General features: G+C 57.8%; 17 protein-coding genes and 1 other RNA gene. 6 read left to right on the plus strand and 12 right to left on the minus strand.

Features of this window, described 5'->3' with window-relative positions; all coding sequences use genetic code 11:
* The first annotated feature begins 373 nt into the window (after positions 1-373).
* Complete coding sequence (locus ACR0AI_RS02230) at positions 374-3,220, plus strand: Rne/Rng family ribonuclease (RefSeq protein ID WP_480671000.1); 2,847 nt, start codon at positions 374-376, stop codon at positions 3,218-3,220.
* A 64-nt stretch (positions 3,221-3,284) separates the two neighbouring features.
* Here ACR0AI_RS02230 and ACR0AI_RS02235 read toward each other — a convergent pair whose 3' ends face one another.
* Positions 3,285-3,518: a sulfurtransferase TusA family protein gene (locus ACR0AI_RS02235; RefSeq protein ID WP_170458346.1), complete on the minus strand. Its 234-nt coding sequence runs from the start codon at positions 3,516-3,518 to the stop codon at positions 3,285-3,287.
* A gap of 105 nt (positions 3,519-3,623) precedes the next feature.
* Between ACR0AI_RS02235 and ACR0AI_RS02240 the strand changes: the two genes are divergently transcribed.
* The 4 genes from ACR0AI_RS02240 (at position 3,624) to ACR0AI_RS02255 (ending at position 7,929) form a co-directional block, all read left to right on the plus strand.
* The gene (locus tag ACR0AI_RS02240) at positions 3,624-4,376 is read left to right on the plus strand and encodes a cytochrome c biogenesis protein CcdA (RefSeq protein ID WP_170458345.1); all 753 of its coding nucleotides are present in this window, start codon (positions 3,624-3,626) and stop codon (positions 4,374-4,376) included.
* A gap of 55 nt (positions 4,377-4,431) precedes the next feature.
* On the plus strand, positions 4,432-5,628 hold the full coding sequence (locus ACR0AI_RS02245) for a hypothetical protein (protein WP_480670998.1): 1,197 nt from the start codon (positions 4,432-4,434) through the stop codon (positions 5,626-5,628).
* On the plus strand, positions 5,625-6,974 hold the full coding sequence (locus ACR0AI_RS02250) for a cytochrome P450 (RefSeq protein ID WP_480670996.1): 1,350 nt from the start codon (positions 5,625-5,627) through the stop codon (positions 6,972-6,974). The genes ACR0AI_RS02245 and ACR0AI_RS02250 overlap by 4 nt, the downstream gene beginning before the upstream one ends.
* Positions 6,975-7,047: 73 nt before the next feature.
* Complete coding sequence (locus ACR0AI_RS02255) at positions 7,048-7,929, plus strand: fructose bisphosphate aldolase (RefSeq protein WP_480670994.1); 882 nt, start codon at positions 7,048-7,050, stop codon at positions 7,927-7,929.
* A gap of 3 nt (positions 7,930-7,932) precedes the next feature.
* Here the strand turns inward: ACR0AI_RS02255 and ACR0AI_RS02260 are convergent, their stop codons facing one another.
* The 4 genes from ACR0AI_RS02260 to fumC are packed head-to-tail and all read right to left on the minus strand — an operon-like array spanning position 7,933 to position 10,382.
* The gene (locus ACR0AI_RS02260) at positions 7,933-8,535 is read right to left on the minus strand and encodes a DNA-3-methyladenine glycosylase I (protein WP_480670992.1); all 603 of its coding nucleotides are present in this window, start codon (positions 8,533-8,535) and stop codon (positions 7,933-7,935) included.
* A gap of 58 nt (positions 8,536-8,593) precedes the next feature.
* The gene (locus ACR0AI_RS02265; protein ID WP_170466824.1) at positions 8,594-8,815 is read right to left on the minus strand and encodes a ribbon-helix-helix domain-containing protein; all 222 of its coding nucleotides are present in this window, start codon (positions 8,813-8,815) and stop codon (positions 8,594-8,596) included.
* Positions 8,812-8,988 carry a DUF4169 family protein gene (locus ACR0AI_RS02270; protein WP_209253623.1) on the minus strand — a complete coding sequence of 59 codons (177 nt, stop codon included), beginning with the start codon at positions 8,986-8,988 and terminating at the stop codon, positions 8,812-8,814. Before ACR0AI_RS02270 ends, ACR0AI_RS02265 begins: the two co-directional genes overlap by 4 nt.
* Positions 8,988-10,382 carry a class II fumarate hydratase gene (fumC, locus tag ACR0AI_RS02275; RefSeq protein ID WP_480670989.1) on the minus strand — a complete coding sequence of 465 codons (1,395 nt, stop codon included), beginning with the start codon at positions 10,380-10,382 and terminating at the stop codon, positions 8,988-8,990. Before fumC ends, ACR0AI_RS02270 begins: the two co-directional genes overlap by 1 nt.
* A gap of 253 nt (positions 10,383-10,635) precedes the next feature.
* Here fumC and ACR0AI_RS02280 point away from each other — a divergent pair, with 253 nt between their 5' ends.
* A complete protein-coding gene (locus tag ACR0AI_RS02280; RefSeq protein WP_480671636.1) occupies positions 10,636-11,139 on the plus strand; it encodes a hypothetical protein in 504 nt (167 codons plus the stop codon).
* A 28-nt stretch (positions 11,140-11,167) separates the two neighbouring features.
* On the opposite strand, the gene ACR0AI_RS02285 is transcribed toward ACR0AI_RS02280, so the two are convergent.
* The 7 genes from ACR0AI_RS02285 to ACR0AI_RS02315 all read right to left on the minus strand — a co-directional run bounded on the left by ACR0AI_RS02285 (position 11,168) and on the right by ACR0AI_RS02315 (position 15,780).
* Positions 11,168-11,626, minus strand: a complete 459-nt coding sequence (locus tag ACR0AI_RS02285; protein ID WP_170548555.1) for a ClpXP protease specificity-enhancing factor SspB — start codon at positions 11,624-11,626, stop codon at positions 11,168-11,170.
* Between the two features lie 76 nt (positions 11,627-11,702).
* A complete protein-coding gene (gene chrA / locus ACR0AI_RS02290; protein ID WP_480670987.1) occupies positions 11,703-12,956 on the minus strand; it encodes a chromate efflux transporter in 1,254 nt (417 codons plus the stop codon).
* A gap of 161 nt (positions 12,957-13,117) precedes the next feature.
* Entirely contained in the window at positions 13,118-13,549 is a 432-nt protein-coding gene (locus tag ACR0AI_RS02295; RefSeq protein WP_480670985.1) for an ester cyclase, read from the minus strand.
* A gap of 100 nt (positions 13,550-13,649) precedes the next feature.
* Positions 13,650-13,997, minus strand: a transfer-messenger RNA (tmRNA) gene (gene ssrA, locus ACR0AI_RS02300).
* A 25-nt stretch (positions 13,998-14,022) separates the two neighbouring features.
* Positions 14,023-14,385: a DUF4345 family protein gene (locus tag ACR0AI_RS02305; RefSeq protein ID WP_480670983.1), complete on the minus strand. Its 363-nt coding sequence runs from the start codon at positions 14,383-14,385 to the stop codon at positions 14,023-14,025.
* A gap of 18 nt (positions 14,386-14,403) precedes the next feature.
* The gene (locus tag ACR0AI_RS02310) at positions 14,404-15,054 is read right to left on the minus strand and encodes a TenA family protein (protein WP_480670981.1); all 651 of its coding nucleotides are present in this window, start codon (positions 15,052-15,054) and stop codon (positions 14,404-14,406) included.
* Between the two features lie 75 nt (positions 15,055-15,129).
* Positions 15,130-15,780, minus strand: a complete 651-nt coding sequence (locus ACR0AI_RS02315; protein WP_480670979.1) for a hypothetical protein — start codon at positions 15,778-15,780, stop codon at positions 15,130-15,132.
* Between the last annotated feature and the right edge of the window lie 11 nt (positions 15,781-15,791).

The following is a 15,791-nucleotide window of genomic DNA, read 5'->3' on the forward strand; positions in this document are numbered from 1 at the left end:
ATTGTGTCCGAACGGGCTTGGCGATTTTGACGCCCATAAGTCCCGCTTTTTTGAGTTTCGCTGCTGTGCCGCATGTGATGATCGATCTTTCACGGCATGGCAGACCGATTGTGCCCCCGTCGGGGCAATGGAGTGCCTGAGCCCGGAAAATTCCGGGCGAAAGGAATAAATGGGCAGGCAGCGACCAAGATCGCGCCTGTCGGAGAAGAACCGCGATGACGCGCGCGCAACGTTTGAGAGACCGGGCAGGGGGCCACAGCGCCAGACCCTGCCGCGCGCCGTCTGATATCGCCCGTACAAGTCACCTCCCCAAAAGTGCCTGTCCGCCTGGATGGGTCAGGACAACGCGTTTGGCGCGGTGCATCAAGGACACATGGCTAAGAAAATGCTTATCGATGCCACCCACGCCGAGGAAACTCGGGTTGTGGTGGTTGACGGAAACAAGGTCGAGGAGTTCGATTTTGAATCCGAAAACAAACGCCAGCTTGCTGGCAATATATATCTAGCAAAAGTTACCCGGGTCGAACCGTCTCTGCAGGCGGCTTTCGTGGACTATGGCGGCAATCGTCATGGTTTCTTGGCGTTTTCGGAAATTCATCCCGACTATTATCAGATCCCCGTCGCCGACCGTGAGGCGCTGATGGAGGAAGAGCGCGCCTATGCCGAGGCGATGAAGGCGCGTGATGAGGCTGAGGAAGCCAAGCCCAAGAAACGCCGCTCGCGGTCGCGCAGCAAGGCAGCAGACGTCAAGTCGAACGATCCGGTCGAGACATTGGATGTCACGTCCGAGCCGACGGGTATGGAGACCATTGATCTCGACGACAGCGAAGAGAACGATGATCTGACAGTGCCCGAGGGAACCTCTCCGATGGAGACGGTCGCCGAGACACCGGTGGAAGAACCCTCTGAGGATGAAGCGTCTGAGGCCTCTGACGCCCCGGCTGCTGAGGAAGAGACTGCTGAGGTTGAGGCGGTTGAGGTTGAGACCGTTGAGGCGCCCTCTGATGAGCAGGCGGAAACCGAGGCGGAAGAACAGTCCGAAGCTGCAGCTGAAGAGGAAGAAGCTAAGGCTGACGCTGAGGAAACCGCGCAGGCTGAGCCTGAGGCAGAAACCACTGAGACAGAGCCTGCCGAAGGTGACGACTCAGACGTCGAAGAGAAAAAGTCTGATGCGACCGCCAAGGATGATTCGATTGAATCGGTTGCGGATGAGGACGACAGCGAGGATATCCGTCCTCCGCGCAAGCCGCGCCCGCGTCGCTACAAGATCCAGGAAGTGATCAAAGTGCGCCAGGTTCTGCTGGTGCAGGTCGTCAAGGAAGAGCGGGGCAATAAGGGTGCCGCGCTGACCACCTATCTGTCGCTGGCCGGTCGCTACTGCGTCCTGATGCCCAACACCGCACGCGGCGGCGGCATAAGCCGCAAGATTACCAATGCGCCCGACCGCAAGAAGCTGAAGGAAATCGCAGCCGAGATCGACGTGCCAACCGGCGCGGGTCTGATCATCCGGACCGCAGGGGCCAAACGCACGAAATCCGAGATCAAGCGCGACTATGAATACCTGCAGCGTATGTGGGAGCAAATTCGCGAGCTTACGCTGAAGTCCATCGCGCCCGCAAAAATCTATGAGGAAGGCGACCTGATCAAACGGTCGATCCGTGACCTCTATAACCGCGACATCGACGAAGTTCTGGTCGAAGGCGAGGGCGGTTACCGCATCGCCAAGGACTTCATGAAGATGATCATGCCGTCCCACGCCAAGAACGTGAAACGGTATGAGGACGCGCTGCCTCTGTTCGCGCGCTATCAGGTAGAAAGCTATTTGGCCGGGATGTTCAACCCGACCGTGCAGCTGAAATCCGGTGGCTATATCGTGATTGGCGTGACCGAAGCGCTGGTGGCGATCGACGTGAACTCCGGTCGGGCAACCAAGGAAGGCTCGATCGAGGAAACCGCGCTCAAGACCAACCTTGAGGCCGCCGAGGAAGTGGCACGTCAGTTGCGTCTGCGGGACCTTGCGGGTCTGATTGTCATCGACTTCATCGATATGGACGAGCGCAAGAACAACACTGCGGTCGAAAAACGCCTGAAGGACAAGCTGAAAACCGACCGCGCGCGCATTCAGGTGGGCCGTATCTCGGGCTTTGGCCTGTTGGAAATGAGCCGCCAGCGCTTGCGCCCTGGTATGCTTGAGGCGACGACGCAGCCGTGCCCGGCTTGCCATGGCACCGGCCTGATCCGCTCGGATGACAACATGGCGCTGTCAATCCTGCGCCAGATCGAAGAGGAAGGCACCCGCCGCCGCTCACGCGAGGTTCTGGTGCGCTGCCCGGTCAGCATTGCCAACTTCCTGATGAACCAGAAGCGCGAACATATCGCCCAGATCGAGGCGCGCTATGGTCTGTCCGTGCGCGTCGAAGGCGACATGCATCTGGTCAGCCCTGATTTCTCGCTTGAGAAGTTCAAGACCGCCAGCCGGATCGTGCCCGAAGCGACCGCTCCGGTCGTGTCCGTCGATGCGTCCCTGATGGATCTGGTTGACGCAACCGAAGAGGAAGAGGCCGAAGAAGAGGCGGTTCAGGCCGAAGAAGAATCCAAGCCCAAGCGCAAGCGTCGTCGCCGTCGCCGCAAGAAGGGTGGCAACGATCAGCAAGAGGCTGAGGCATCGGAAGCGGCTGAAGACTCGGCTGCCGAGGCTTCCTCAGACGAAACCAAGACGGAAGACGCTTCGGAGGCATCGGACGAGGACGAAAAGCCCGCCAAGCCCAAGCGTCGCCGTGCGCCCCGTCGCAAGAAAAAAGACGTGGAATCCGAAGCGCAGGATGCCCCTGAACAGGAGGCAGAGGCCAAGGAAGACGCCCCAGTGGAAGCAGCCGATATGGTTGCCGAGGCTGAGACGGCTCCGGAGCAGGTCGAAGAAGCTCCAGCGGACGTCGCGGAGGTTGCAGAAGCCACACCGGAACCGGCTCAAGACGCCGAAGAATCTGCTGAGGCTGTTGAAACGGCAGAGCCTGCCGAGGCGGTGGGAGCAGAAGAACCGGTCGAAGCTCAACCGGCTGAGGAGCCCGCTCCGGTCGAAGAGGTTGCCGAGGTTGAAGCCGCACCTGCGATGGAAGAAGCCCCAGCTGAACCCGTTCTGGAGACGGTTTCGGAAGAGCCGGAAAAACCGGCTGAGCCGCCCAAGCCCAAACGCCGCGGTTGGTGGTCGCTCGGTAGCTAAAATGAGAAGTTAAAATGAAAAGGCGGGCTTGAGGCCCGCCTTTTTCGTTTTGACAGCTTGGGACTTAACCCGCTTTCTGGATCAGATAGACCTGATGGCCGTTCTCTTCCCCTTGCGACAGTAGGGTGTGGCCGCTCTCCGCGCAGAAATGCGGGACATCAACAATCGCTGCAGGATCATCCGCCAGCACGCGCAACACTGCACCACCGGGCAAAGACTTCAACCTTTTGCGCGCTTTCAACACGGGCAAAGGGCACAGCAGGCCCAGGGCATCGAGGGTTTCAGTAGGATTTGACATAAGTCTCAGATATTTCGCTCAGGGCGCAGTGTCCAGCGCGCAACCACGAGGATGTGACCGAATAGCCCCGTGACGAAGCCGCCTTCATACCATATGTGCTGAAACATGTTCGGAATAGATATCATCGACGCGGGTCTGCTGCCCGCCATGTTCATCGCCCTGATCGGCGGGTTGATCAGCTTTCTGTCGCCCTGTGTGCTGCCTATCGTGCCGCCGTACCTGGCGTATATGAGCGGTGTCAGCATCAACGAGATGCAGGATCAGGCCCGCGCCCGGCGCAAGGCGACTTTGACCGCCTTGTTCTTCGTTCTGGGGCTGTCGACCGTGTTCCTGCTGCTTGGCTTTACCGCCTCGGCCTTCGGGGCGTTTGTTCTGAAAAATCAGGTGCTTTTCGCCAAGCTCTCGGGTGCGGTGGTGATTGTCTTTGGTCTGCACTTCCTGAACGTGTTCCGCATCCCTTTACTTGACCGCGAAGCGCGGGTTGAAACCGGAGACTCCGGCGGTACGGTCTTTGGCGCCTATATTCTGGGTCTCGCTTTTGCCTTTGGCTGGACGCCGTGTATTGGCCCTCAGTTGGGTGCAATCCTGTCGCTGGCCGCGTCCGAGGCATCGGTCGCTCGCGGCACTTTGTTGCTGGGTGTCTATGCGGCGGGTCTGGGCATCCCGTTCCTGCTGGCCGCGATGTTCCTGAATCGCTCGATGGGCGTCATGAACCGGATAAAACCCTATATGGGCACGATCGAGAAGGTCATGGGCGGGCTTCTTCTGTTCGTGGGCATCATGCTGATTACCGGCCTCTTCACTGAATTCAGCTGGTGGCTGCTGGAAACCTTCCCAGCGCTGGCAGTTCTGGGCTGATCCACCTTACCTTGGCCGCAATGCTGCGTTAACCTGCGCAGCAAAAGGTAAGGCCATGAGCAGTCAGACAAATCAGCCACAGCTGCGCGGGCGGCATGTGTTCTACATTCCCGGCTACGACCCGATCCCTGCGCGGCGCTACCGCGAGCTGTATCGGACTGAGTCGCAAGCGCAGGCTGTGATCTCGGGTTATAAGGTCACGCTCGCGCCTAAGATGGGCGATGGCCCGTTTGGCTGGCATGTTTCATCTGTTCAGGATGGGGTTGAGGTTCAAACAGATATCGAGGTTCTGGTCTGGTCCGATATCGTGCAGGACAGCATGTCGGGCTCGATTCTGGGGACCTACCGGCAGCTTGGTCGCACGGCATGGACCTATATCTCATCGGGTACGTTAAGAAGGTTGCGGCAGCTCAGAAAAGGCCCGGTGATTGCCGCGCTCTATCCGGTGGGGATGTTGCTGTTGCAACTTCTCGCCGCCGTTTTTGTTGTGATCCTTGCGGTTGGTCTTGCTGGATGGTGGGGGCTGCTGCCGGGTTTGGCTGTGGCCTACGGCCTTCTGCGATGGTTCCGCAAAATCGACAATCGGCTTTTCGCCTATTACCTGATGCATGATTACGCATACTCGGCGCAATTACAGGGGGAAACGCCGGGCAAACTCCGGCACCGCCTGGAGGAATTTGCGGATTTGATTGCGGCCGTGCTAAAGACGGATGTTGATGAGGTTTTGGTCGTCGGCCATAGCTCGGGCGCGCATCTTGGCGTTTCTGTTCTGGCGGATGTTTTGCGCAGACAGACCGCAGGTGGGCCAGCATTGTCGTTTCTGACACTCGGGCAAGTGGTTCCGATGGTCTCGTTCCTGCCCAAGGCACAGAAACTCAGGTCGGACCTTCAGTTCCTGTCCACGCAAACCAGTTTGACATGGGTGGATGTCTCAGCGCCCGGGGATGGCTGTTCTTTCGCGCTGTGTGATCCGGTCGCCGTCAGCGGAGTCGCGGGTCCCGACAAGAAATGGCCTCTGGTCCTGTCCGCCGCCTTTACCCAGACGCTTTCACCCGAGCGGTGGAAAGCCCTGCGGTGGAGGTTCTTTCGGCTGCATTTTCAATACCTTTGCGCCTTTGACCGACCGGGAACCTATGACTATTTTCGCATCACTGCGGGACCTCTGACATTGGCAGAACGGTTCAAAGACCGAGCGCCGTCGAACAGCCGGATTGAGACGCCGGTTTCCAAATACACGGATACGAGCCGATGAAGCCGCCCAAGCCGCAGTCTCGCCCGGATCGAGTGTCTCTCTGGCGCTATCTCAAATTGTTCCGGCAGGACCTGCTGTCAGCGCAGCCTCAGCGCCTCTATCGCGCGTGGATGGCCGAGTTTCGGACGCCGTTTTTCCGGTCCTATATGATCAATCAGCCGGATTTGGTGGATGAGGTCCTCAAGAAACGTCCGGATGATTTTCCGAAATCCAACCGCATCAGCGAGGGGTTGCGGCCATTGCTGGGGGAGTCCGTGTTTCTGACCAATGGCGCGGTGTGGAAACGCCAGCGCCGTATCATTGACCCCGCTTTCGAGGGCGGACGGCTGAAGGATACGTTCCCCGCCATGCGCGCCGCCGCGGACGCTTGTGTGGATCGGCTGCGCCCTTTGACGGGAACGCAGGTTGAGTGCGAACAGATCACCAGCCATGCCGCCGCTGATGTGATTTTCCGAACTCTGTTTTCCGTGCCCATCGAACACGACATCGCCACGCAGGTATTCGACAGGTTCCGAGCGTATCAGCGCGAGCAACCCTTGTTGAACCTCGCCGCTTTTGTGCCGCTCCCGCGCTGGTTGCCCCGGTTTCATTCTCGAAAGACGCGCGGGACAGCCCAAGAGATCCGCGCCTTGATTGCCAAACTCACGAAAGATCGGGCCGCGGCCATTGCTGCGGATCGCGCGCCAGATGATCTGGCAACCAAGATCATGACGACACCGGACCCGGAAACCGGCAAGTGTTTTGAACCGGAGGAGATGGTCGATCAGGTTGCGATCTTTTTTCTGGCCGGACACGAAACCAGCGCTTCAGCACTGGCCTGGACGCTCTATCTGATGGCGCTGTACCCCGAGTGGCAGGAGAGGCTGGCGAAGGAAGCTGATGCACTTGAGGATCGCTCTTTCGCAATGATGTCCAAGCTGAAACTCAGCCGGGATGTGTTCCGTGAGGCCCTTAGGCTCTACCCGCCGGTGCCGATGATGGTCCGGCAGGCCAGTTGCCCCGAGAGGTTTCGCAACAGAGACGTTTCAAAAGGGTCACAAATCGTCATCAGCCCATGGCATCTGCATCGGCAGGAGCGGCTGTGGGACAACCCGGATGGTTTCGATCCCAATCGTTGGGACACGGAAAACGGCAAAACCTGTCAGCGTGAGGCCTATATACCCTTCTCGACAGGCCCGCGCGTCTGTCCCGGGGCCGGGTTTGCGATGGTCGAGGGGGTTTTGATCCTGTCCACACTGCTGCGCCATTTCAGATTCGAAACAATCCCGGACAAAACGCCCGTTCCGGTGGCGCATCTGACGGTCAGATCGCAGGATGGCATTTGGTTGCGCGTGGTTGAGCGCTAACAAACTACCATCACCCATAACTGTGCTGTATGCGGTGGAGGAAATCGGAATCAGTCTTGAACGGGAAAATACTATGTCCAAAGCAGAACAGCGCGCGCAGATGTCAGATGGAGCAGGCTTTATTGCAGCACTGGATCAAAGCGGCGGATCAACCCCGAAGGCTCTGGCGCTTTATGGTGTGGATGCTGCGCAATACGGCTCGGAAGAGGAGATGTTCGGCGAAATCCAGAACATGCGCGCGCGGATCATCCTGGCAGATGACTTCACCAAGGACAAAGTGATCGGTGCAATCCTGTTCGAACGCACCCTCGGCGAAGAGATCGAAGGTCGCAAGGTGGCCGATTACCTATGGTCCGTCAAAGGGATCGTGCCGTTCCTGAAAATCGACAAGGGTCTGGAAGAGACTGTAAACGGTGTGCAGATGATGAAGCCGATCCCAGGCCTGGCCGAGACTCTGGCCCAAGCGGAAGGCGTGTTTGGCACCAAAGAGCGCTCGGTTATCCACGAGGCCAACGCCGAAGGCATAGCCGCCGTTGTCGCCCAGCAATTCGACGTGGCCCGCGTTGTGACCGACGCTGGCATGGTTCCGATTGTCGAGCCTGAGGTGAACATCAACTCGGAGACCAAAGCCGAGGCCGAGGACATCCTGAAAGCTGAAATCCTGAAAAACCTCGACCAACTGGCCGAGGGGCAGGAGGTCATGCTGAAGCTGACCATCCCAAGCACCGCGAACCTCTATGATGAATTAGCCGATCACCCGCGTGTTCTGCGCGTCGTAGCCCTGTCGGGTGGCTACTCGACCGAGCAGGCCTGTGATCTTCTGGGTCAGAACGGCAAGATGATCGCATCTTTCTCGCGCGCGCTGACCGAGGGGCTGTCGAAACAGCAGTCGGACGCGGAATTCAACGCCGCCCTCGGCAGCAATATCGACAAGATCTTCAAAGCGTCGGCCTGACGCCTAAACCGGTTTGACGAAATCGCGGCGCATCTGTGCCGCTTTTTCACGGCTGACGCAGCCTATCGCGTGATCATTGATCAGCCCCATCGCCTGCATGAAGGCAAAAACGGTGGTGGGGCCGACAAACTTCCATCCCCGCTTCTTCAGGTCCTTCGACATCGCTACTGACTCGGCTGAGGTGCTGGCGGTCTGTGGCTCTGGTGGTGAGGTCGGTTCATACCGCCAGACGTAGGCCGCGAGGGAACCTTCCTTCGCCACCAACTCCTGCGCACGACGGGCGTTGTTGATCACGGCTTCGATCTTGCCGCGATGGCGGATGATACCTGCATCTTGCAGAAGGCGTTCGATATCAGCCTCAGAAAACTCGGCCATCTTGTTGAAATCAAAGTCGCAAAAGGCGCGGCGAAAATTCTCGCGCTTGTTCAGGATCGTGCGCCAGCTGAGGCCGGACTGAAAGCTTTCAAGACACAGTTTTTCGAACAATCGTCGATCATCGGACACCGGGTAACCCCATTCCGTGTCATGATAGTCGAAGAACTCAGGCGCCGCTTGACACCATGCGCATCGGGCGAGGCCATCAGGACCCAAAACTATTTTGCTCATGAATGTACCTATTTTGTTCTCATTCAAACTACACTCATAGCTGAGGCTCTGACAAGCGTCAAAGCTTGTCGCGGTACCAGTTCAGAACAAAAACACGAATGGCCGATGCTAAACCTGTTTCAGGGTCGCGTGCAACATCAATGTCTGCAGCCAAAGCATTGATGGGCTGTTGTTTTTCTTCGGCAATATCGCGAAACGCGCGCCAGAATTCATCCTCAAGCGAGACTGAAGTCCGGTGCCCCTTGAGGGTCAGAGAGCGTTTGACCGGAGGGCCGCTCATTCATCCAGCTCGTGATTGTCCAGATCGCGGGTCTGCTTGTCTTTTTGAAGCTTCACGACCTGTTTCTCGGCCTTGCTGCGCCCGAAGGCGACCGCGTTTTGATCCGCGCGGGCCTTTTTTTCGGCCCGCGCTTTCTCTTTCCGATACCGGTTCAAGTTGACCGGCTTACCCATCAGTCTTTTGGGCCGATCATCTGTTCGGGGCGCACGACGGTGTCAAAGGTCTCTTCATCGACAAAGCCCAGTGCGATGGCCTCTTCCTTGAGGGTCGTGCCGTTCTTATGCGCCGTTTTGGCAACCGTGGTGGCGTTGTCATAGCCAATGGTGGGTGCCAGAGCGGTCACCAGCATCAGAGATTCCTTCATCAGCTTGTCGATGCGCGGCTCGTTGGCTTGAATGCCCGACAGCATCCGTTCAGTGAAGCTGTCGGTGGCGTCGCCCAGCAGTTGGATCGACTGCAGAAGGTTGTAGGACATCATAGGGTTGTAGACATTCAGCTGGAAATGACCCTGAGATCCCGCAAACTTGATCGCAGCATCATTGCCCATGACATGTGCGGCCACCTGAGTGAGGGCTTCGGCCTGTGTCGGGTTCACTTTACCAGGCATAATGGAAGACCCTGGCTCGTTTTCAGGCAGAATTAGCTCGCCCAGACCCGAGCGGGGGCCTGAGCCTAGCAAGCGAATGTCGTTAGCAATCTTGTAGCAAGACCCGGCGATGGTCGCCAATGCACCCGACAAGAAGACCATGGCGTCATGCGCGGCTAGGGCTTCAAATTTGTTCGGAGCGGTTACAAAGGGCAGGCCAGTAATTTCAGCCATGTTAGCTGCGACGGCTTCGTCCCATCCACCATGGGTGTTCAACCCAGTTCCAACGGCGGTACCACCCTGCGCCAGCTCGTAAATACCGGGCATTGCAGCCTCAACGCGGGTAATGCCCTGACGGATCTGATGGGCGTAAGCTCCGAATTCCTGTTCCAGTGTCAGGGGAGTCGCATCCTGCGTATGAGTGCGACCGATCTTGATTATACCCGCGAATTCAGCCGCCTTTTTCTCAAGAGTTTCGGCAAATTTGGTAAGACCGGGCAGCAGTACGTCGCGCACGCTGACCGCAGTTGCGATATGCATCGCGGTCGGGAATGTGTCGTTCGACGATTGGCCCATGTTGCAGTGATCATTTGGGTGAACCGGGTCTTTCGAGCCGATCACGCCGCCCAGAATCTCGATCGCGCGGTTTGCGATCACTTCATTCGAGTTCATGTTGGACTGCGTGCCCGAGCCCGTTTGCCATACGACCAGAGGGAAGTTGTCGTCGAACTTGCCCTCGATCACCTCGCCAGCGGCTTGAATGATCGCGTCGGCGATCTTGGCGTCCAGCTTGCCGGTCGCTTTGTTCTCCATTGCGCAGGCTTTTTTGATCACGCCCAGAGCGCGCACGATGGCCACGGGCTGCTTCTCCCAACCGATGGGGAAGTTCATAATCGAGCGCTGCGTCTGCGCCCCCCAGTACTTGTCAGCGGGAACCTCGAGCGGGCCAAAGCTGTCGGATTCGGTGCGGGTCTGAGACATCGGGTACTCCGTCTGGTATGCAGTTGTATGCCGTTTAGCCAAGGCAGCGCCGCAACGCAATTGGCCAGTTGCGCGCAGCTTAAACTCAACAAAACCCAAGGTATAGGCGCAAGGCGGGTGAAATTGTTCCAATCGCGCGCGCAAGCCCCATTGTGCGCGCCTGCCGCTGAGCTACAATAAATGAGTGGCCATGGTGGAGGATGAAATGCCAATCTCAGCTCGGATGATCCCGTTGAAAACCATACTGTTGGCCATGGGGCTGATCCTGCTGGGCACGCTGGCGAACGCATCCAGTATCACGCCCTTCGTCGGGGACTACACCGGATCCGCCAATGTTGTCGATGAGGATGGAACTGCGACGCCTCGGGATATGAGCGTGTCGATCCATGAGACTCGCAACGGGTTCAATGTCAGCTGGACCACAACGACCTACAAGCTCGACGGGCGGGTCAAGCAACAGAAATTCTCGGTGGATTTTGTGCCCTCGGACCGGCCCGATGTGTTTTCGGCTGCCATGCAACGGAATGTGTTCGGTCACGAGGTACCTCTGGACCCGATGAAAGGTGAACCTTTTGTCTGGGGCCGGATTGAGGGGGATACGATGACCGTGTTTTCCTTGTTTATTGATGCGCAGGGCGGCTACGAGTTGCAGCAATATGATCGAACCCTGGCCGAGGGCGGGCTGAATCTGTCTTTCTCGCGCTTCATCAACGGAGACAAATCCCGCGCGGTCGAGACCTTTTTGCAAAAACAATAAACCCCGCGAAGGCGCGGGGTTTGATGGACTACTTGCGGAAGCTGTCCAATGAGACGACGTCGGCGTCGTGATGAACCTCGGGTTCTTCGACCTCAATTGCCTCTTCTACGAAATCCTCTTCCGCGTCGTCATCCTCGGGTCCTTCAAAGCGCAGGCCGAATTCGACGGACGGATCCACGAAGGTTTTGATAGCCGTGTAGGGGATGTAGAGCGGTTCCGGCGCATCGCCGAAGTTCAACGTAATCGCAAAGCCGTTTTCGCCGACCTCAAGGTTTTCGAACCAATGTTGCATTACGATAGTCATCTCTTCGGGATAGCGGTCACGCAGCCAGTCCGCGATATCGACGCCGTCCTCTCTTGTATCGAACGTGATGAAGAAATGGTGCGCGCCGGGCAGGCCGGTTTCAGAGACGCCGGTCAGAACGGTTTTGATCAGCCCGCGCATGGCGGTGTGCATCAGGTTTCCATAGTCTATGTCTTGCGACATTTGTCATCCTCGAAAGTGGTTGAATCCAGCATAGGCGTTTTAGCTGGAAACGAAAGGGCGGGTATCGCCGGATTGATCATAATAGCTGGATAGCGACGCCCGCGATGGCCATCAGTGCCAGAACCGTTGCCATCCCTAATTTTGCCCGAAAAATCAATACCCCAGCGGCGATAGTGAGCGCAGCCGCAGTGAGGTTTAGCGATTCCCAAACAGGCAGAGGTATCGAGACAGGCCCCCAACTGTATTGCGTGAGCGCACCGAATAGAACGTTCAAGGCGAACCACACGGAGAGGTTGAGAATCACACCTACGACGGCTGCCGTTATGCCATGCAAAGCGGCAGAGAGCCGAGGGCGGGTTGCCAGTTTGTCCAAATAAGGAGCGGCAAGAAAGATCCAGAGGAAACACGGAACAAACGTCGCCCATAGCGCAACCGCACCTGCGGCGTAGGCCAGAGAGAGCCCGCCGTTCATTTGTCCGGTCAGCATCGCGACGAATTGCGTGACCAGAATCAACGGGCCGGGGGTGGTTTCCGCAAGGCCCAGCGCGTCGATCATCTGACCGGTGCTGATCCATTGGTATTGATCGACGACGGTTTGGGTCATGTAGGCCAGAACCGCATAGGCTCCGCCAAAGGTCACCACGGCCAGACGGGCGAAGAACCATCCCAAGTCGCTGAGCAATTGATGACCGGACAGGGACAGGAGGACCAATGGTCCGAGCCAGAGCGGCACCCAAATGGCAACCGTGCGTAGGGTGCCGGAAAAACTTGCGCGTGGGGAGGTGTCTTGCTGCGCAACGGGTCCTTTGAAAGACACATAGCCCCATAGCGCGGCGGCCAGAATGATCAGTGGAAAGGGCAGGTTGAACAGGAAGATACCCAGGAACCCGATCCCCGCGATGAGGCGGTGTTCCGTGTCAGTTAATGCCTTTCGTGACAACTTCAGAAGCGCTTGAAGGACGATTACGATGACCGTGGCCTTGATCCCCAGAAAACCGGCTTGCACAAGGGGCAGGGTGCCGAAGCTCGCATAAAGCAGAACCAGCGCAGCGATCACAACGGCACCCGGCAGAACGAACAGGGTGCCTGCAATCAACCCTCCGGTCACGCCCCGAAGACGCCAGCCCGCATAAGTGGCCAGCTGCATCGCCTCTGGCCCCGGCAGCAACATGCATAGGGAAAGAGCGCGCAAATAGGTTTCCTCGGACAACCAGGCGCGACGGTCTACCAACTCCTGATGCATCAAGGATATCTGCGCCGCAGGGCCGCCGAAGGACAAAAGGCCAATTCTGCCGAAGACCAGAACAAGCTCGCGCACTGAAGGCGTCATGTCACGTTAGCCTAACGGTCAAAATGCGCTCGGACAGCTGGTTTTTTCGATCACGAAGCATGACCCATTTCCCCGCAATGGCGGCCGTGCGCCGAATGCGCGCGGCACGTATGGCCTTAGCTATCGCGTCAGAAACTTGGGGGTCAAGACGGCTTGGGTGTTCAGCTCCAATCCAGTCGCTGACCGGTCATGCAGACGGGCAGGGTATCCTGCGGGAATTGCCCAAGCTGTTCAAAAAACGATATGAAATCGAACTGGTTGTAGGCCTCGACCATCTTGTCGCCTTTGAAGCGGGCCATGACCTGGCCCGTCACCTCTAGCGGGGCGCCATTGTCGGCGCGGAAGGTTTTGACGTGCAAAATGCCGGACACCCAATCCCCGCTTTCGATGATCTTTGGCAGTTCGACCGAGATGTCACCCAGAATATGCCGGAAGGCCATCACCAGATCGCGAAAATCATCGGCACCAACCTGCATTTCGGGGATCAGCCCCTCAGCCATAGTGTCCGGTGCAAAATATTGATCAATCGCATCGGTATTCCCTTGTTCCCAAACTTCCGAATACCACGCTTTCAAGATATCTGAGTGGGTCATCCCGGCCCTCCTGTCTGTCTGAGATGACTTTGGACAAAAGGGATGAATAAACTCTGAATCTGAGCCGAAATAAAAATAAATGCAGACATAAGGTGTGGGAAATGCAGGTTTCTGTTGCCAGGTACCTGCGAACCCCGCCTTACGCGGCTAGGCGCAAGGGCTTAAGTTTCGGTCTTGTTACTGCTTACGCAGCAACTGCAACCGGAGCACGATTGTCGTTTGCAATTGTACTAGTTTCGCCGATAACGGTGGCAGACAGCCGAGACAAAGCTAACCCCTTTAGACGTTCGTCGATCCTATTTCGGCCCCAAAATCCTCAAACGAAGGATGGTTGGTGGAGCCGCCGGGTACCGCCCCCGGGTCCGATCCGCTTATTACGAGCGCGTTTATGTCCATAGTCCCGAAGGACAGAACTTATATAGGTGAGGAGATTTCGGGATGCAAACCCGGAAATGCCCTGAGAGCACTGTAAATCACGGGGTGCGGTTCAGATTTGCGGCGATCAGCCAGACGGCCAGGATCAGTTCAATTCCCCCGAAAATCATGGCCTTAGCAAGTGGTGGATTGTCCAGCAGCACCGACACGAACCGCCCCAAAGCCGCCCCGGCATAGGCTAAGCCCAGCATGGCGTATGCAATGGGGTGGTTCAGCCAGATCACGGCAATGCCGGTGACGACAAACAACCCTCCAACCGAGGCGCGCATCTCGCTCAGACCCATGTTGCTGTTCGTCGGGGCCAGATCCAGCGCCGTCGCCGTGTGCAAAGGCGCGAGAAAGCCGAACAGGCCAAAGCCGATGGTCAGCAGAGCCGCGATGACGTTGAGGATATGTACCATGATCGTGCCTCTATCCGGTTACACCGCGTAGGCGGCGTCAAAGAAGTCTTTCTCCAGCTCGACCGCCCGGTGGAACAGCCGTGTTACTTCGGCTTGCGCCTCCGGCGTCAAGGTGGGCCAGGTCTTGTCGAGCTGCCCGCGCAGATACTCGACCACGCCCTCAAAACCTTCTCCGGCATGTAGCGTGATCCATTCCGCGAACCAGAAGGGTAAATCGGGTTTCGGCGGATTTTCCGGGCTGGCCCAGCTGAGATAGATCCATTCGGCGACAACCAGCACCGCCAGCATGTTCTCATACCGGCCCGAGGCTGCGGCCTCGGCCATCAAGTCTTGAAAGGCTTTGGTAGCGGGGGCAGGGTCGGTGCTGGGTTGGGTGCCCACCGCTTCGAGCGAGCGGAGGAAGTAGGTATTTTCAGGCCCAGTAATCACCGCAAGAAACTGCGCGGCGGGAACGCTGTCGCCCAGGGTGGGCGCGTGTGCAATGGCGCTGGCCAGCAGGCGGACGAAGCCATCGACGAACTGATAGTCCTGTTGCAGATACCAGCGCATCTTGTCCTCGGGCAGGGTGCCGTCTGACAGCTCGCGCGTGAAGGCATGGGTTGTTGCCGCCTGCCAGTCGGCAGCCTTGCCTTGACGCAGCATTTCCGTGGGGCGCGTGTTCTGGGACACTTCGAAAACTCCTAACTTCTTTCAAAGCAGGACAAAGCGGTTTTTCGGAACATGTGCAAGGTGTTCACGCTGCGACTAGATTGCGGACCAAAGCCCCAGCACGCCGACCAAAATCAGGCTGAGTGCCCAGATGAGTTCAAGGTTGAACCAGGTGCGTGAGAGGAATTGCAGCCCAAGCCAGCGATAGACGCCATAGGCCAGAAGACCGCCTCCTAGGATCATAGCCGCCGTGTGCAGCGCGGCTACGGCCAGAACCAGCAGGGTATTTGTTGTCATGATCTGAGAGATGGCTTGATGCCCGGCGTCCAGCTCATCCAAGTTGCACAGGCCCAGATAGATCGGGACTAGCATCAAGGCCGCGCCATGGGCGAGCGCGACCAGAAAGGACCACAGCGCGAGTTTGCTGGGCGGCACACGCGACAAGAACCGAGGGTGGTTGCGTGTGACGGAAATATACAGCCCCATCGCAATGACAATCAGCGCGGCCCCAATGCGGATTTCGCGTTGGTAGTCGATCAACACGGCCATCATCGCAAATGGCAGCAGGACTCCCAGCATCGCCAGGAAATGACCACCCGCAAGCGCCGCCAAAGAGCGCCAGAGGGCCGACTGGCGCCGCTCCATCAACGCGGACGATACAGCAAGCGGCCAGCCCATACCGGGATTCAGACCGTGATAGGCACCGCTGAGAACAACGGCCAGCCAGAGGCCAGCCGTTGATGTCATCAGAAATTCCA

The organism is Ruegeria sp. BG3, from assembly GCF_056538485.1.

Bases quoted from the DNA above. Each gene is read 5' to 3' on its own strand.
- ACR0AI_RS02245 (WP_480670998.1), top strand. From the start codon at position 4,432: ATGAGCAGTCAGACAAATCAGCCACAGCTGCGCGGGCGGCATGTGTTC.
- fumC (WP_480670989.1), bottom strand. From the start codon at position 10,382: ATGTCTCAGACCCGCACCGAATCCGACAGCTTTGGCCCGCTCGAGGTT.
- ACR0AI_RS02315 (WP_480670979.1), bottom strand. From the start codon at position 15,780: ATGACATCAACGGCTGGCCTCTGGCTGGCCGTTGTTCTCAGCGGTGCC.
- ACR0AI_RS02265 (WP_170466824.1), bottom strand. From the start codon at position 8,815: ATGAGCGGCCCTCCGGTCAAACGCTCTCTGACCCTCAAGGGGCACCGG.
- ACR0AI_RS02230 (WP_480671000.1), top strand. From the start codon at position 374: ATGGCTAAGAAAATGCTTATCGATGCCACCCACGCCGAGGAAACTCGG.
- ACR0AI_RS02280 (WP_480671636.1), top strand. From the start codon at position 10,636: ATGGGGCTGATCCTGCTGGGCACGCTGGCGAACGCATCCAGTATCACG.
- ACR0AI_RS02305 (WP_480670983.1), bottom strand. From the start codon at position 14,385: ATGGTACATATCCTCAACGTCATCGCGGCTCTGCTGACCATCGGCTTT.
- ACR0AI_RS02295 (WP_480670985.1), bottom strand. From the start codon at position 13,549: ATGACCCACTCAGATATCTTGAAAGCGTGGTATTCGGAAGTTTGGGAA.
- ACR0AI_RS02270 (WP_209253623.1), bottom strand. From the start codon at position 8,988: ATGGGTAAGCCGGTCAACTTGAACCGGTATCGGAAAGAGAAAGCGCGG.
- ACR0AI_RS02250 (WP_480670996.1), top strand. From the start codon at position 5,625: ATGAAGCCGCCCAAGCCGCAGTCTCGCCCGGATCGAGTGTCTCTCTGG.
- ACR0AI_RS02235 (WP_170458346.1), bottom strand. From the start codon at position 3,518: ATGTCAAATCCTACTGAAACCCTCGATGCCCTGGGCCTGCTGTGCCCT.
- ACR0AI_RS02260 (WP_480670992.1), bottom strand. From the start codon at position 8,535: ATGAGCAAAATAGTTTTGGGTCCTGATGGCCTCGCCCGATGCGCATGG.
- ACR0AI_RS02240 (WP_170458345.1), top strand. From the start codon at position 3,624: ATGTTCGGAATAGATATCATCGACGCGGGTCTGCTGCCCGCCATGTTC.
- ACR0AI_RS02255 (WP_480670994.1), top strand. From the start codon at position 7,048: ATGTCCAAAGCAGAACAGCGCGCGCAGATGTCAGATGGAGCAGGCTTT.
- ACR0AI_RS02285 (WP_170548555.1), bottom strand. From the start codon at position 11,626: ATGTCGCAAGACATAGACTATGGAAACCTGATGCACACCGCCATGCGC.
- chrA (WP_480670987.1), bottom strand. From the start codon at position 12,956: ATGACGCCTTCAGTGCGCGAGCTTGTTCTGGTCTTCGGCAGAATTGGC.